Below are 13,993 nucleotides of genomic sequence, written 5' to 3' on the forward strand. Positions count from 1 at the left end.
ATACACAAAGCTAGGATTACTGACGCAGTAAGCCAAGCTCGCTCAGCACATCGCTGAACTGCTCTTGCTGCTGATCCAGAAAGGCACCAAACTCTTCGCTGTTCTGGTAGGCGTCGATCCAGCCCAGTTGGTCGCTCGCTTCACGCCATGCATCGGTCTCAAGCATTTCGGCGAACAGGTCTTCGTAGTAGGCCACGGCTTCTTCCGGCATATCGGGAGCGCCCATCACGCCACGCCAGATATCGAAGGTGTAGTCGAAGCCCTGCTCTTGATACGTCGGCACTTCGCTCAAACCGCCGCCCAAACGCTCTTCAGAAGAGACGCCCAGCGCACGCAATTGGCTGCCTTCACCCAGTTGGCCAACGGCTTCACCCGCACCACCGACCACGGCTTCGATGTGGCCGCCCATCAGGTTGGTCATGGCGTCGCCACCGCCCGAGAACGGGATGTAGTTGACTGCCGAAGCGTCCATACCCGCTGCAGAGGCTAAACCAGCGATAGCGATATGATCCATGGAGCCCGGTGCACTGCCGCCGCCCACGCTTAAGCCGGGGTCTGCTTTCAGCGCATCGAGTAGATCTTCAAGGTTCTGATATTCAGAGTCCGCCGACACTAGAATGATCGAGTAATCGGTATTGATCCGCGCGACCGGGGTAAAGTCGGTGTGGTCGTAGCGCGAAGCACCTGCAAGCGGCACTAGAATCATCGGCGGGCTGGTGGCAAACAGCTTGTGCGGGTTGCCGCTATCACGAGCGATTTGCGCCCAGGCTACGGCACCACCGCCGCCAGGGACGTTAATCGCAGCGAAGCTTTCATCGGCCAGCTCTTCTTGCTGAATCACCCGCGACATGGTGCGAACCAGGGTATCCCAGCCGCCGCCGGGGTTGGCCGGTGCGACGAATTCGATGGAACGGCTCGGCGTCCACTCTTGCGCCTGTGCGGCGGTGCTCATGCCTGCTAAGGCAGCGAGGGGTAGCGCAAATACAGATAAACGCTTGAGGGTAAGCGACGTCATGATGGCGTTCTCCACGTATCAGTGTTGTTGTGTGATGAGTTTGCTGTGTAGAGCTTCTTATTGTGAGACTGCACGCCGCGAACGTTAGAAGACCATGACCCTGACCGACAAGCTTGTGCGCATAAAAGGCAAAAAGTTCTTTATGAGCATTTTGTTCATTTTGTTCACGCGGGTTTGCTTATAGCATGCACTTATAGAGAGTCTAGCCACTTGTGTGCCGTCTCCAACAGCCGATAGCGACGCTCGGGCCGCCCTACATCACCATAGCCCAGCTCGGCACTGACTGCCTGCTCGGCGACTAAAAACTCTAAATAGCGGCGCGCGGTAGAGCGGCTGGCCCCCATAATGCGCGCCATCTGCATGGCGGTGAGGGAGTCGGGAGCGTCTGCCAGGGCATCGATTACCCGGCGCAGCGTCAACCTATCAATGCCTTTGGGCAGGGTTTGAGTTTTGGCACGCGGCGTCTCGCCTGGCTGTAAGCGCGCCAGCACGGAATCCAGTTCGTCTTGGTTCATCTCGGCGCGGTTGGCCAAGGCTTCACGCTCGCGACGGAAGCGAGTCAGCATTTGCGTCATTCGCGCGGCTTCAATGGGCTTGATCAGATAGTCGAACACCCCGCCACGCAGCGCCTCGCTGATGGTTTCCACTTCCCGGGCAGCGGTAACCATGACGATATCCACATGCACGTAGTCGCGGCGAATCGCCCATAGCAGTTCCAGGCCTTCAACATCGGGGAGGTAGGCGTCGAGCAAGATCAACTGGATGTTGGTGGCCTGCTCCGCCATGATCGCCTTGGCTTCGCTGCCGTTGCGCGCCATGCCCACCACATAAAAGCCGTCGCTCTGTTCAATAAAGGCCCGGTGGATATCGGCAATGCGAAAATCGTCTTCAATGACCAAAATGCCGTACTGCCCATCAGACATTGCGTTCCTCCCTAGCCGTCGTGGTCACTGTTTTTGGTACTGCTTTGGAATTGTTGTTGAGATCGCTGTTGAGAGCGCTGTTGAGACTGCTGCTGGTCTTGCGGCGCACAGAGCGAGCGGTCGAGCACTGCAATAAAGCATGCGCCTCCCAGTTCGCTCTCCTCCAGCGTCACGGCACCGCCATGCTGGCGGCAGAGCCTGGCCACCAGCGCCAAACCAATTCCCTGGTGCTTGCCCGTCTTGGTCGAAAACCCCTCTTGGAAAACCGATTCGGCGAGCTCTGTGGGCACACCTGGCCCGTTATCCTCCACTTCGATCAACAGCTGCTCGCCTAAATCGGTAAAGAACAGGCGTACTTTGGGCGCTTTACTCGGCCCATTCAGCGCGGCGTGGCAGGCATTGTCCAGCAAGTTACCCACCACACTCATCATCACCTCCTGGCCAGTAGGCGTTAGTGGGCAGGAGAGCGAGCTTTGCTCATCAATCTCCATCGCCACGCCCAGCTCCCGCGCGCGGGTCAGTTTACCCAGTAGCGTGCCGCTAAGCACGGCATCGGCCACGTGGCGCATTAAAAAGCTCATTTGCGCCTGGGCGCGTTCGGTTTCCTGATGGATCAGCGCCAGGGCTTCCTCAATGCGCTGTAATTGCAGTAGTCCAGAGATGGTATAGAGCTTGTTGGAAAACTCGTGGGCCTGGGCGCGCAGCATATCCACATCGCGGCTGGCCTGGGTCAAGGCATGGGATAGATCGACGATCTCCCGGCGGCTGCGGAAGGTCGCCACGGCACCCTCAATTTCTCCCTCGTGCAGAATCGGCACGCGGTTGACCACCACCGGGTGATCGCCCAGCCACATCTCCTGGTCGAACTCCTGCTCACCGCGACGGAGCACCTCTAGTAGCCGCGAATTGGGCACGACCTCGCGGATAGGCTGCCCCAGCAGCACATGCTCATCGTCCAGGTTGAGAAAGCGCCTCGCCTGCTGGTTGACCAAGGTAATATGACCTTCACGATTAACCGCCAGAATGCCCTCGTGGATCGACTGCAAAATGGCCTCTTTCTCCATAGCCAAGCGGGCAATTTCGTAGGGTTCCAGGCCTAAAATGACCTTTTTAAGATGCTGCGACAGCCAGTAAGCACCGGCAAAGCCGAGACAAATCATCAGCGCCACTAGCGCCCAGCCAAAGCTGTTGTAGCGGGCTACGTCCATGGCCACGCGATCCATCATAAAACCGACGGACACCAGGCCAATGATATTGCCCTCTTCATCCCATATGGGCGCTTTGCCACGAATGGCAGTACCCAATGACCCGGTTGCCTCGGAGACATAGTATTGGCCATGAATCAGCGCCTGATCATTATCGCCCCCCACCATTGGCTTCCCAATCCGCTCCGGCACAGGATGGGAATAGCGGATACTTTGAGCGTTGCCAACAACGACATAGCGCGCCCCCGTTTCATGGCGAACGCGCTCCGCCAGGGGCTGAATAATGAAAGAGGGATCGGGGATCGCAAAGGCATTGATTATTTGCGGCATCGACGCCACCGTTTTGGCCACTGCCAGCGCACGTTCGCCCATCTGCTGGCTAATAATTTCCGCCTTGCGGTGATTGAGATACGTACCCTGTGCCAGTAGCATGCCTGCCAGCAGAAATCCGACTAACAGCATTACCTGCAGGCGAAAACTGCGTTTGTACCAACTGCGCCTTGCGCGGGTGCGTCGCCAGCGCTGCAGGTCGGCCAATGTTCGGGGGCGAGAAGCGCTCATAGGTAGACTCGAAATGCGTGACCGCGCCATTATGGCACGCGCCAGCAAACGGCGTTAATCGCCTTCCCCCCAGCGTCATCGTTCGCTGATATAATGGGCCAATGCCGAAACCAAGGAGGGATGTAGTGGCGATCGTTCGATGGATGCTCTTGCTGGCCTGCTGGCCTCTATGGTTAACCGTGGCTTATGCCAACCCGTTCTACGCTCCACCGCCTCCCCAGGATGATGCTCCCGTGTTCAGTGGTGACGCCGAGCTTGGTTTTACCCATCTTTCGGGCAATACCAATAGCCAAACACTGATTGGTAAAACGCTGCTGACATGGTTAACCGGTAAATTCACTTACTCACTGCGCGGTGAAGTGCGCACGGTAAGTAAAGATAACGAAACCAGTGCCGAGCAGTACCTGGTCTCCGGGCGTGAGCGCTATGAGCTAGACGGCCCACACTATCTATTTGGCTTTGCCCGCTGGGAGAAGGACCGCTTTGCCGGTTATGACCAGCAACTGTCTGCGATTGGGGGTTATGGGCGTCAGATTCTGGAGAACGACACCCATACCCTGTCGCTAGAAGCAGGCCCTGGCTATCGTCACGACCGGCTGCGCGAGTACGACGATGAACGCTTAATGGTGACCTACACGGCTTTGGACTATCGCTGGGGGTTTTCCGACTACGCCGATATTCAGCAGGAGATGTCGGTAGAGTATACCAACCAGAACACCACCTCCCGTTCGCTAACGGCGCTTACCGCCAGGCTCAATGCCAAGCTTTCGCTGCGCTTATCCCATGAAATTAAACACAACTCCCAGCCGCCTGACGACACCAGTGCGCGCACCGACAGCACCACTAGCGCTTCGCTGCTTTATCGTTGGTAAGTCCAATACTGGCTTAGCGATTCTGACCCCGGTGCGCCCATCCGGTCATACGCTTTTCCAACTGCGCAAACAGCTCGTACATCACCATGGCCATGGCGCTGATCACCAGCAGCCCGGCAAAGACCAGCCCCATGCGCATTTGCGAACCGGCACTCATCATTAGGTAGCCAATGCCCTGGTTCGAAGCGACCGTTTCTGACACCACCGTACCCACGAACGCCAGCGTGATAGCGACTTTCAGTGAGGCAAAGAAATACGGCAGCGAGCGCGGTAGGCCTACTTTCAGCAGCACATCCATACGCCGCGCGCCCAGCACCCGCAGCACGTCTTCCATCTCGGGCTCTAGCGTGGCTAAACCGGTCGCCACGTTGACCACAATCGGGAAAAAGCAGATCAAAAAGGCGGTGAGAATCGCCGGCACCGAGCCAATTCCAAACCAGACCACCAGAATCGGCACAAAGGCGACCTTGGGAATCGCATTAAAACCCACCAGCAGCGGGTAGCAAGCGTTATATAGAAAGCGCGACGAACCAATAATAAAGCCCAATACCAGCCCTACGGCTACGCCCAAACCGAAGCCGATCAGCGTTGTCCAGAACGTCTGCCAGGAGTGCATGGCAATAGGCCCGGAATAGGTCACCAGCGCCTGGGCGGTCTCCAAGGCGCTGGGGAAGATAAAGCTAGGCACATCAAACAGCCGCACCGTGACTTCCCAGATAATGATCAGTGCCACTACCGCAATCCATGGCGCCAGTCGTTCAATTAGTCGATTATTTTTTTTCATGAGCGCCCCTTATTATTAAGTACTGCTATTAAGTTCTGTCATTAAGTACTGCGTACTTCGCCAATCTGAGCACGCAGTTCCTGCACCAGATCAATAAAGGGTTTTTCATAGGTGGTTTCCAGCGCACGAGGGCGCGGCATTTCAATGGAACGCCGCTCAATCACCCGGCCGGGGCGACGGCTCATGATATAGACCGTATCGGCCAGAAACGCCGCCTCGCGGAGGTCGTGGGTCACCAGCACTACGGTAAACCGCTGCGCCTCCCACAAGTCGCGCAGCACGCACCACAGCTCTTCCCGGGTAAACGCATCAAGCGCGCCAAAAGGTTCATCCAGCATCAGCAGGCGCGGCTGGTGAATCAGCGCCCGGCAGATCGACGCCCGCTGCTGCATTCCGCCGGAAAGCTGCCAGGGGTACTGGTCCTCGTAGCCTTCAAGCCCCACGGTTTTAAGCAGCTTGCGCGCCCAGTCGACAAACTCTGCGCGCCGCTTACGAAACTGATGGCGGTAAGGTTTGACGATTTCCAGCGGCAGCAAGACGTTATCCAGGGTGGTGCGCCAGGGCAGCAGGTTGGCATTTTGAAACGCCATGCCAGAGATCTTCAACGGCCCGGTGACCGGCTCTCCATCCACTTGAATAGCCCCGGTCGTGGGCGCATGCAAACCGGTGCAGAGTTTCATAAAGGTCGACTTGCCACACCCAGATGGCCCCACGAAGGCGACAAACTCGCCTTCGTGGATGCTCAGGTTGATATCTTCAATGGCGTTGCCTGATGCATCGTAGGCAAGGCTAACGTCATTGAAGGTGACGAACGCTGCCGACATGCTTATTCACCCTCGGCCGGAAACAGCATGCGCTCTTCCTGGGGAGGTAAGTAGTTTGAATTAAACACCTGGTCTGGCGTTGGAATTGACTCAAGCTCATAAGCATCGGCGACCAGTTGAATCGACTGTTCCAGGCGTTGGTCATCCACGCCACCTACGCCATTTTCGCGCACTTCGGGGGTGTCGACGACGCCATCAATAGCCAGTTTTAGGCGCCGTGTCTCCATCTCCACATTGATCAGACCGTCGCGGTTTTTAACATACTCAATAGCGGCCTCGGGGTCGGCAATGGTGTCGCCGAGGGCGCGGTTGAAGGCGCGTAGAAAGCCCTTCACGGCTTCTGGATTTGCTTCGGCGAAAGATTCACTGGCGATGATGGCGTTGCCATACAGCGGCACGCCGTAGTCAGGGAATGGCATAATCGTAAGCTCATCTTCACTCATGCCGCGCTCTTCAAGATTGAGCAGGCTGGTAAAGTAGAAGCCGGTGATCGCATCCACATCGCCCCGGGTTAACAGCGTTTCGCGCAGCGTGGGGTCGACGTTTTGCCACGCCACTGCGTCGGCTTCAAGGTCATTCGCAGCGGCAAACACGCCCCAGGCACGGTAGCCGGTATCGAAGGTGGGGGCAGCGATGGTTTTACCGGCCAAATCCGCCGGGCTCTCGATCCCGCGGTCTTTGCGGCCAAACACTGCCGCGGGGGTGCCATCGTAGACGATATAGACGCCCTGGATACCGGGGCCTTCTGGGTTTTCGGCGAGAAACTCGACCAGCGCATTAAGGTCGCCAAAGCCCATTTCGTAAGCACCTGAAGCCACCCGGTTAATCGCGCCCGCTGAGCCGCTGCCAGAATCAATCTGTACGTCCAACCCCTCTTCGGCGAAGTAGCCTTTTTCAGCGGCCATTAAAAACGGCGCGGAGGGGCCTTCAAAGCGCCAGTCCAGCTGAAAGCGTATTTGGGTGTCATCGGCATGGCTGACAGCCGGTATTAAAACCACCGCGGCAGCGCAGCCAGTTAGCCAGCGCAGAGTCGAAAAAATGGGCATCGCAGTAGAAAAATTTGTTACTGAAGCGGACGTTGTCATTGTGAGCATACCTTGTATACAAAATATGCTTTAGCTTTGCAGCAATGCTGCCATTTTCAGTTTTTTATTTTCTTATCAAACTGTTAGGCAACTATTTCGGTTGTCGCTCGCGACGTCATCTTGCCAATATGGTGCATTCGCACTCTGATAACGCACCAAGATAAATCATGTTAGACGTTAGTCTACACTTGCAGTATACTATGCTCAGTTTCCTGTCCTTGCGCCATTCATTGAATGGCGCTTTTTTTTATCTGCAATTCATCTGTTTTAATCACCACTTTCTAATGACTTTCTTAACAACCATGTGGCGTTAAACCGCTTAACGGCGCGCTTTGATAGGCTGTTATTCAGTTCATTTCCGCTCCCTGTAAGGTATTTACCATGACCCAACCCAGCCCCAACGCAGAGGGCTCCCAGCGGTTTTCGCTCGGCGACCCTATTGTACTGATCTTAAGTATCGGCTTTATCGTCGCCTTTCTCGCGTTGTCGCTTTACGACGTAACGCTGGTAGCTGACAGCATCAGCGCTGGCTTCGCCTGGACCGCTTTAGTATTAGGAAGTTACTTTCAACTGCTGCTTCTGCTGACGTTCTTTATCGCCATCGGTTTGGCCATGACCCCAGCCGCTAAAGCCAAAATCGGCAATTTAGATGCACCAGAAATGAGCACGTTTAAGTGGCTTTCGATCATTCTGTGTACCTTGCTGGCAGGCGGTGGGGTATTTTTTGCCGCAGGCGAACCGGTTTACCACTTTGTGGTAACGCCACCCGCCTTTGATAGCGAAGCGGGCACCGCTGAAGCGGTTTCCGGCGCTTTGGGGCAATCCTTTATGCACTGGGGCTTTATGGCTTGGGCAGTACTGGGGTCGTTGACGGCGGTAGTGCTCGCCCATGCGCACTACGTGAAAGGCCAACCCCTTCAGCCCCGCACTCTGCTTTACCCCGTATTGGGTGAGCGGCTAATGCGCGGCCCGCTGGGCGGCATCGTCGACGCCTGCTGCGTGATTGCCCTAGTTGCTGGCACTGTAGGGCCGATTGGCTTTCTCGCCACCCAGGTTAGCTTCGGCCTGCACGAGCTGTTTGGTTTACCGGAAGGGTATCCCGGCCAGTTGATCATTCTGGCCGTACTTGGCTGCATCTACGTGCTCTCTTCCATGAGCGGTGTACACAGAGGCATTCAACTGCTTAGCCGCTTTAACGTACTGCTTGCGCTGGCTATTGGCGCGGTCATTATTGTCTTTGGCCCCACACTGTTTTTAGTCAATAGTTACGTTTCTGGCATGGGTGCGTATATCAGCGAGTTCTTCACCATGGCGACCATGACCGCGGAAACGGCCCCAGCGTGGTGGATGCAGTGGTGGACGGTGTTCTTTTTTGCCTGGTTTATTGGCTATGCGCCGCTGATGGCGATTTTTGTGGCACGTATTTCCCGCGGCCGCAGCATCCGCGAAATGATCGTTGCGGTAGCGATTCTGGCGCCGGTTGCCACCACCGTGTGGTTTACTCTGCTAGGCGGCTCGGGCATTTACTACCAGCTTACCGGCGTGATTGATTTGACCGAGGCGCTGAATAACTTCCAGTTTGATGTAGCTACCTTAACCGTAGCCCAGGCACTGCCCGGCGGGACCTGGATGGCTCTGGCGATCCTGCTTCTGACCACTATTTTCGTTGCCACCACCGGCGACTCAATGAGCTATGCCATTGCGGTTGTTGGGGCCGGACACGACAACCCGAGCCCGGTAATGCGTGCCTTCTGGGGCATCGCCATGGCGCTGATGGCGGCGGTACTGCTGTATATGGGCGCAGGGCAAATTGGCGCGCTGCAGCAGTTCATTGTTATTACCGCGATTCCGGTGTCGTTGATTCTGTTGCCATCATTGTGGAATGGCCCTCAGGCGGCCTACGCCATGGCACGGGAACAAGGCATTATTGACTAAGTGCGGCTATATAGACTTTTCTACAGACCTTCCAGTAGACGCAAAATCATTTGCGGCTGCTGGTTGGCTTGGGCCAACATAGCAATGCCTGCCTGCTGAAGGATCTGCGCGCGAATAAGGTTGGAAACTTCCTTAGCGTAATCGGCATCCTGGATACGCGACCGGGCATCGGAGGTGTTAACAATGCTGTTATTAAGCCCATCAATCACACTTTCAAAGCGGTTCTGCACGGCGCCCAAATAGCTGCGCTGTTGATCTAACCGTTTGATCGCGTCATCCACCATATCGATAGGGTTGCCAGTCCCACTGCCATCGTCCAATACAGTTAGGCCTTCCAGCCCTAACCCCTGTAAATTCATGGCATCAAAGCGAACGGCAATGCTATCGCCCGCGTTCGCGCCCACCTGGATATTCAATGACTGAGTGTCGTTCAACAGCCCAATACCGTTGAACTTACTCTGCCCGGCAACACGGTCAATCTCTTCCATGCGCTGGCCAATTTCTGCTTGGATAGAGACAAGGTCATCGGAAGAGTTGGTGCCGTTCGCCGCTTGTACGCTCAGCTCACGAATGCGCTGCAGATTGTCGTTAATTTGATTAAGTGAGCCCTCCGCCGTCTGCACCATGGAGATGCCATCATTGGTGTTGCGGATCGCTTGGGTCATGCCTTTAATTTGTGACGTCATGCGATTGGCTATCGCCTGACCAGCGGCGTCATCTTTGGCGCTATTAATGCGCAACCCGGAAGAGAGGCGCTGCATTGCCGTCTGCATGGATTGCTGACTGCCGCGCAGATTATTCTGCACGATAAGCGACATCACATTCGTATTTAGGCTGAGCAACGCGTGCCTCCGGGGCAGGTAGCTGCCCACTTTCTGGCAGCTATAGCACTACTATCGGCCTATCGGCAAAAATCATGAGCGTTTTTGAGGTGCAAGACGGCGACCGCTGCTCACCAACACTTCATCGACAGGCTTTTTCACATAGCTGTGCTTAAAGTAGCCGTCATCAACGACTTCTCCATCCCAAGCCACAATGTCCAGATCCATCGTACGTGGGCCCGACTTAATCGCCCCCCTCACGCGGCCTAAGCGATCTTCCACCCCTTTGAGGTAAGCACGAAAAGCCTCCCGCTCAAGCGATGTGCTCACCAGCAGCGCGGCATTTAGGAAATCAGGCTGATGCTGGTACCCCACCGGCTTGGTGCGAATCGTTTTGGAATAGGCCAACAGATTGCACTCACGACGAATAATGTCGACTGCCTGAACCACATAGTGGTCAGGATCGATGTTTGAACCTAGAGAGATCAAGCACTCATGGAGCGCGGCAGACTGCTTGGTGGACAACGTCGTTGGCGGCATAGCGACATCCTGTTGAAAGTGACGTCTTATAGAACTGTCCTGGAACGGAACAACTATATCATCACCTTTAGCCGGCGCTTCGTGCAAGCTGTGTATAAGTTATTGACAAACGCTGCACTCACGCAGAAAGTCTTCCTATATCAATAAAGTGATAGGGAACGCTGTATGCACCAACAAGCTGCTCTGATAACCGGCGGCGCCACACGTTTGGGACGCTATTTTTGCGAAGCCCTGGCCGATGCGGGTTACGACATTGCTCTACACGTTAACCGCTCCCGCAAAGAGGCCGAAGAGGTCGCCAACGGTATTCGCGCCAAGGGGCGGGAGTGTGAAATATTCTCCTGCGATTTTTTAAACGACGACTTAAACCAGTTGCTCCAGTCGGCCAAGCAGCGCTTCCCAGGGCTTAATCTGCTGCTGAACAGCGCTTCTGCCTATGAACCAGCGCCGATTGCGACAACCGAACTTGCGATGCTGGAGACACAGTTTAGGGTCAATATGTTTACCCCGCTGCTGCTCACACGCCACTTTGCCGAGGCGGTACAAGAGGGTCAGGTGATCAATATCATCGATAACAAAGTGGCCTATCACCAGTATCCCTATGCAGCGTATCTGCTGTCGAAAAACAGCCTGGCAGAGATGACCCGTATGGCAGCGCTAGAGTTCGCCCCGCGCATTCGCATTAACGGCATCGCCCCTGGCGTTGTGCTGCCTGCCTCCCAGCGCACCAGCGACTATATTGAGTGGCGCGTTGAAGGCATTCCGCTCAAGCGCCAGGGCGACCCCAAACATCTTGTACAAGCTTTGCACTATTTATTGGACAACCCCTTCGTGGCGGGGCAAATTCTGTTTGTGGATGGTGGGGAGTCTATCAACCTAGAGGGGCGTCACTCGGAGAACTATACTCCTCCCCCTTAAAACGCAGCAGGGCCGCCCGAAGGCGGCCCTGCTGAAGACTAAGGTGTATACCGTTTAGGTTTCATCGACATCATCGTGGTCGGGCTTCAGGTGATCCGGCTCGCTGGTTTGCTGCACCCCTTGCGGGGTGTCGCTCTTAGCCGCCGGTGTCACTACCGCGGACTCCTCCACTTTCTTCTCTTTAGCGGTCGATTCCAGCACCCGCACATGGGCAGGCGGTGGATTACCATTTTTATTATCGCCAAAGTAGAGCGTCGTGTGCGGGAAGGGGATTTCGATACCCGCCTCATCAAAGCGCAGTTTCACCAAGCGGTTATAGGCGCGGCCAACAGCCCACTGATCACCAGGCGTGGTTTTGATGACCACACGGATATTCACAGAGCTATCCGCCAGTGCGGTCACACCTGCCACGGTCAGGTCGGCTAGCAGCTTGGTACCATGTTCTTCGCTCGCTTTGAGATCCTCAAAGGCCAGCTTCAGCTGCTCAATGGCTTCATCGATGCTTTCGCTGTAGCCAATGCCGTACTCGCCCACATGGTTACCGTACTCGCGCATATAGTTAGACACGGTGTCGACACTGGAGAACGGTACGATATGGTAAGTACCCGATAGATCGCGGATCCCCACCGAGCGGATACTGAGCCGTTCGGCGGTTCCCGTCACGCCACCTACGGTTACCACATCGCCGGTATTCATGGCGTTTTCTACCTGGATAAACACCCCGGTAATCACATCCTGCACCAGCTTCTGAGCGCCAAAACCAATCGCCAGACCCAGCACACCGGCACCGGCGATCAGCGGGCCGATATTAATGCCAATTTCCGAGAGCACGATCATGCCGGTAATCGTCACCATGGCGATCGCCAGCGCATTGCGGAACAGGCTGAGCAGGGTTTTCGCCCGCGCCGACGGTTCACCGTAGCCGGTTTCCGGGTTGAGCTTATGCTCAATAAGGCTGGCCAGACCCAGCCAAACGGCTAACGCCACAATCAAAATCACCGTCACGCTAGATAGATTGCCAACCAGGGTGGCACCACCTTCAGAGGCGTACCAGGCGGCAAGATCAAAGGCGCCCCATGCGTTCAACACCATCATGATGACCACGATCAGAATAACCGTGCGCAGCACGCGGAGCGCATTGGGCACATAGCTGTTCAAGCGCTTCTCAAGCAGCGGCAGCTTGCGCCGCAGGTCGTCCGACAACGTGATACGGCGACCAATCGTCTGAGTAAGAAAAGACGATACCAACAGCCCAACCACAATCGCAGCCAGCGATTTCAGGGTGGCATACATCACAAACGGCAACGCATCGCCCGGGCGCGTCAGCGTCAGTACAAACACGATCAAGAAATACAGCAGCGCGAACAGATGCCAGGTGCGGGCAAACAGCTGCAGCGAGACGCGGCTGGCAGTGAGCGTTGATTTTGACGCCATCTCATTCAGATTATCGCGTAGGCGGGTGCGGTTCTTAAGCACCACGGCCACGGCGTAGATAAATGCCAGCACCATGATCAGCGTACCGACGGCTTGCCCCAGCGACGCCGCCACGTAGAAATTGACCAGCGGTACAATCACCATCAAGCCGTAACCAACCATGCCGATCAAACGGGCTAACCAGCGATTCCAGTAAGAGGCTTCTTGAGCAGAAATAGGCAGTAGGCGCAGCCCTTCGTAGCGCGACGAGAACAGCATCCGTACAGCGGCTTTAAGCAGTTCAATAATTAAGAAGGCATTTAGAAACAGCGAGGCGCGGGTCGAAAGTTCACCCGTTTCCCCAACCGCAAACGTTGCTACCAAATTACCGCCCACATAGGCCAAACCGACGAGCAGTATATCGATGACCGCCGCAATCGCTACGCAGGCAATCAAGCGCAGGACAGGCGTTAAATTATTGCCATTTAGCGACCAGCCACTGATTTTGGTAAACAGTGGCTTGGCGACGCGCCGGAAAAGCATAAACATCGCGAAGGTTGCGACGATCACGATCCCCAGATTGATTGCCGCACTGGTGAACGCTGCTATATCAAAGACACTGTCTGCCTCCCCACCAGAGAACAGACCACCCACGATGCTAACCACTTGCTCAAATTGGCCCCCCACATCGCTAACGACACGACTGGTGAGTTCAGCTAACTGGCGGGGCAGCGAGACATCTTCAGCCGCTATCTCGCTGCCCTGAGCGGCGGCTTCTGGAGAAAGTTCGCTTGCAACGCCTTCGGGCAGTGCTGAGGCTTGATTGCGCAACATCTCAATCAACTCTTGTCGCGACTGCTCATCTGCCAACAGGTTTGCCAAGGCCTCGTATGAAGTAGGCGCCGCTTCTGTTGTTGCTTCTGAACTGTCCGTGCTAGCCGATTCACTCGACGTGCTCTGCGCCATTACAGGCGTGGCTAGTACGGCAATCATTGCCAATAGCCAGATACCTAGCCAGGGAAATAAACGAAGTGGCTTCACACCTCAACCTCCTTTTTAGTGAGTGTTGTGTTCAATCTAACGGCTGCCTGATTTTA

At 55.7% G+C, this 13,993-nt stretch carries 12 protein-coding genes; 3 read left to right on the forward strand and 9 right to left on the reverse strand.

Going from position 1 to position 13,993, the window contains the following annotated elements:
* Positions 1 to 16: 16 nt before the first annotated feature.
* From ACT3UM_RS10860 to ACT3UM_RS10870, 3 genes are all read right to left on the reverse strand, one after another.
* Positions 17 to 1,015 (reverse strand): Bug family tripartite tricarboxylate transporter substrate binding protein, encoded by a 999-nt coding sequence (locus ACT3UM_RS10860; protein WP_498898682.1) that lies wholly within the window; start codon positions 1,013 to 1,015, stop codon positions 17 to 19.
* 191 nt (positions 1,016 to 1,206) lie between these two features.
* Entirely contained in the window at positions 1,207 to 1,938 is a 732-nt protein-coding gene (locus ACT3UM_RS10865; RefSeq protein WP_498898684.1) for a response regulator, read from the reverse strand.
* A gap of 11 nt (positions 1,939 to 1,949) precedes the next feature.
* Positions 1,950 to 3,704, reverse strand: coding sequence for an ATP-binding protein (locus ACT3UM_RS10870; protein ID WP_498898686.1), 1,755 nt, complete (start codon positions 3,702 to 3,704; stop codon positions 1,950 to 1,952).
* A 143-nt stretch (positions 3,705 to 3,847) separates the two neighbouring features.
* On the opposite strand from ACT3UM_RS10870, the gene ACT3UM_RS10875 reads away from it, so the two are divergent.
* Positions 3,848 to 4,576, forward strand: coding sequence for a DUF481 domain-containing protein (locus ACT3UM_RS10875; RefSeq protein ID WP_498898772.1), 729 nt, complete (start codon positions 3,848 to 3,850; stop codon positions 4,574 to 4,576).
* Positions 4,577 to 4,589: 13 nt separating this feature from the next.
* Here ACT3UM_RS10875 and ACT3UM_RS10880 read toward each other — a convergent pair whose 3' ends face one another.
* From ACT3UM_RS10880 to ACT3UM_RS10890, 3 genes are read right to left on the reverse strand one after another with little or no spacing between them, the layout of a single operon-like run.
* On the reverse strand, positions 4,590 to 5,360 hold the full coding sequence (locus ACT3UM_RS10880) for an ABC transporter permease (RefSeq protein WP_498898688.1): 771 nt from the start codon (positions 5,358 to 5,360) through the stop codon (positions 4,590 to 4,592).
* 41 nt (positions 5,361 to 5,401) lie between these two features.
* Complete coding sequence (locus ACT3UM_RS10885) at positions 5,402 to 6,184, reverse strand: ABC transporter ATP-binding protein (RefSeq protein ID WP_498898690.1); 783 nt, start codon at positions 6,182 to 6,184, stop codon at positions 5,402 to 5,404.
* Between the two features lie 2 nt (positions 6,185 to 6,186).
* Positions 6,187 to 7,269: an ABC transporter substrate-binding protein gene (locus tag ACT3UM_RS10890; RefSeq protein WP_498898692.1), complete on the reverse strand. Its 1,083-nt coding sequence runs from the start codon at positions 7,267 to 7,269 to the stop codon at positions 6,187 to 6,189.
* A gap of 381 nt (positions 7,270 to 7,650) precedes the next feature.
* Between ACT3UM_RS10890 and ACT3UM_RS10895 the strand changes: the two genes are divergently transcribed.
* On the forward strand, positions 7,651 to 9,204 hold the full coding sequence (locus ACT3UM_RS10895; protein ID WP_498898694.1) for a BCCT family transporter: 1,554 nt from the start codon (positions 7,651 to 7,653) through the stop codon (positions 9,202 to 9,204).
* Between the two features lie 20 nt (positions 9,205 to 9,224).
* Here ACT3UM_RS10895 and ACT3UM_RS10900 read toward each other — a convergent pair whose 3' ends face one another.
* A complete protein-coding gene (locus ACT3UM_RS10900; RefSeq protein ID WP_498898696.1) occupies positions 9,225 to 10,046 on the reverse strand; it encodes a flagellin N-terminal helical domain-containing protein in 822 nt (273 codons plus the stop codon).
* A gap of 72 nt (positions 10,047 to 10,118) precedes the next feature.
* Positions 10,119 to 10,565, reverse strand: a complete 447-nt coding sequence (gene folK, locus ACT3UM_RS10905; RefSeq protein ID WP_498898698.1) for a 2-amino-4-hydroxy-6-hydroxymethyldihydropteridine diphosphokinase — start codon at positions 10,563 to 10,565, stop codon at positions 10,119 to 10,121.
* 165 nt (positions 10,566 to 10,730) lie between these two features.
* Between folK and ACT3UM_RS10910 the strand changes: the two genes are divergently transcribed.
* On the forward strand, positions 10,731 to 11,483 hold the full coding sequence (locus ACT3UM_RS10910; protein WP_498898700.1) for an SDR family NAD(P)-dependent oxidoreductase: 753 nt from the start codon (positions 10,731 to 10,733) through the stop codon (positions 11,481 to 11,483).
* Positions 11,484 to 11,537: 54 nt separating this feature from the next.
* On the opposite strand, the gene ybiO is transcribed toward ACT3UM_RS10910, so the two are convergent.
* Positions 11,538 to 13,937, reverse strand: coding sequence for a mechanosensitive channel protein (gene ybiO, locus ACT3UM_RS10915; RefSeq protein ID WP_498898702.1), 2,400 nt, complete (start codon positions 13,935 to 13,937; stop codon positions 11,538 to 11,540).
* Between the last annotated feature and the right edge of the window lie 56 nt (positions 13,938 to 13,993).

The organism is Halomonas sp. AOP13-D3-9 (genome assembly GCF_052379125.1).
Classification (GTDB): Bacteria; Pseudomonadota; Gammaproteobacteria; order Pseudomonadales; family Halomonadaceae; genus Vreelandella.

Excerpts from the sequence above, each read along its gene's own strand:
- ACT3UM_RS10860 (WP_498898682.1), bottom strand. The coding sequence starts at position 1,015 with ATGACGTCGCTTACCCTCAAGCGTTTATCTGTATTTGCGCTACCCCTC.
- ACT3UM_RS10865 (WP_498898684.1), bottom strand. The coding sequence starts at position 1,938 with ATGTCTGATGGGCAGTACGGCATTTTGGTCATTGAAGACGATTTTCGC.
- ACT3UM_RS10870 (WP_498898686.1), bottom strand. The coding sequence starts at position 3,704 with ATGAGCGCTTCTCGCCCCCGAACATTGGCCGACCTGCAGCGCTGGCGA.
- ACT3UM_RS10875 (WP_498898772.1), top strand. The coding sequence starts at position 3,848 with ATGCTCTTGCTGGCCTGCTGGCCTCTATGGTTAACCGTGGCTTATGCC.
- ACT3UM_RS10880 (WP_498898688.1), bottom strand. The coding sequence starts at position 5,360 with ATGAAAAAAAATAATCGACTAATTGAACGACTGGCGCCATGGATTGCG.
- ACT3UM_RS10885 (WP_498898690.1), bottom strand. The coding sequence starts at position 6,184 with ATGTCGGCAGCGTTCGTCACCTTCAATGACGTTAGCCTTGCCTACGAT.
- ACT3UM_RS10890 (WP_498898692.1), bottom strand. The coding sequence starts at position 7,269 with ATGACAACGTCCGCTTCAGTAACAAATTTTTCTACTGCGATGCCCATT.
- ACT3UM_RS10895 (WP_498898694.1), top strand. The coding sequence starts at position 7,651 with ATGACCCAACCCAGCCCCAACGCAGAGGGCTCCCAGCGGTTTTCGCTC.
- folK (WP_498898698.1), bottom strand. The coding sequence starts at position 10,565 with ATGCCGCCAACGACGTTGTCCACCAAGCAGTCTGCCGCGCTCCATGAG.
- ACT3UM_RS10910 (WP_498898700.1), top strand. The coding sequence starts at position 10,731 with ATGCACCAACAAGCTGCTCTGATAACCGGCGGCGCCACACGTTTGGGA.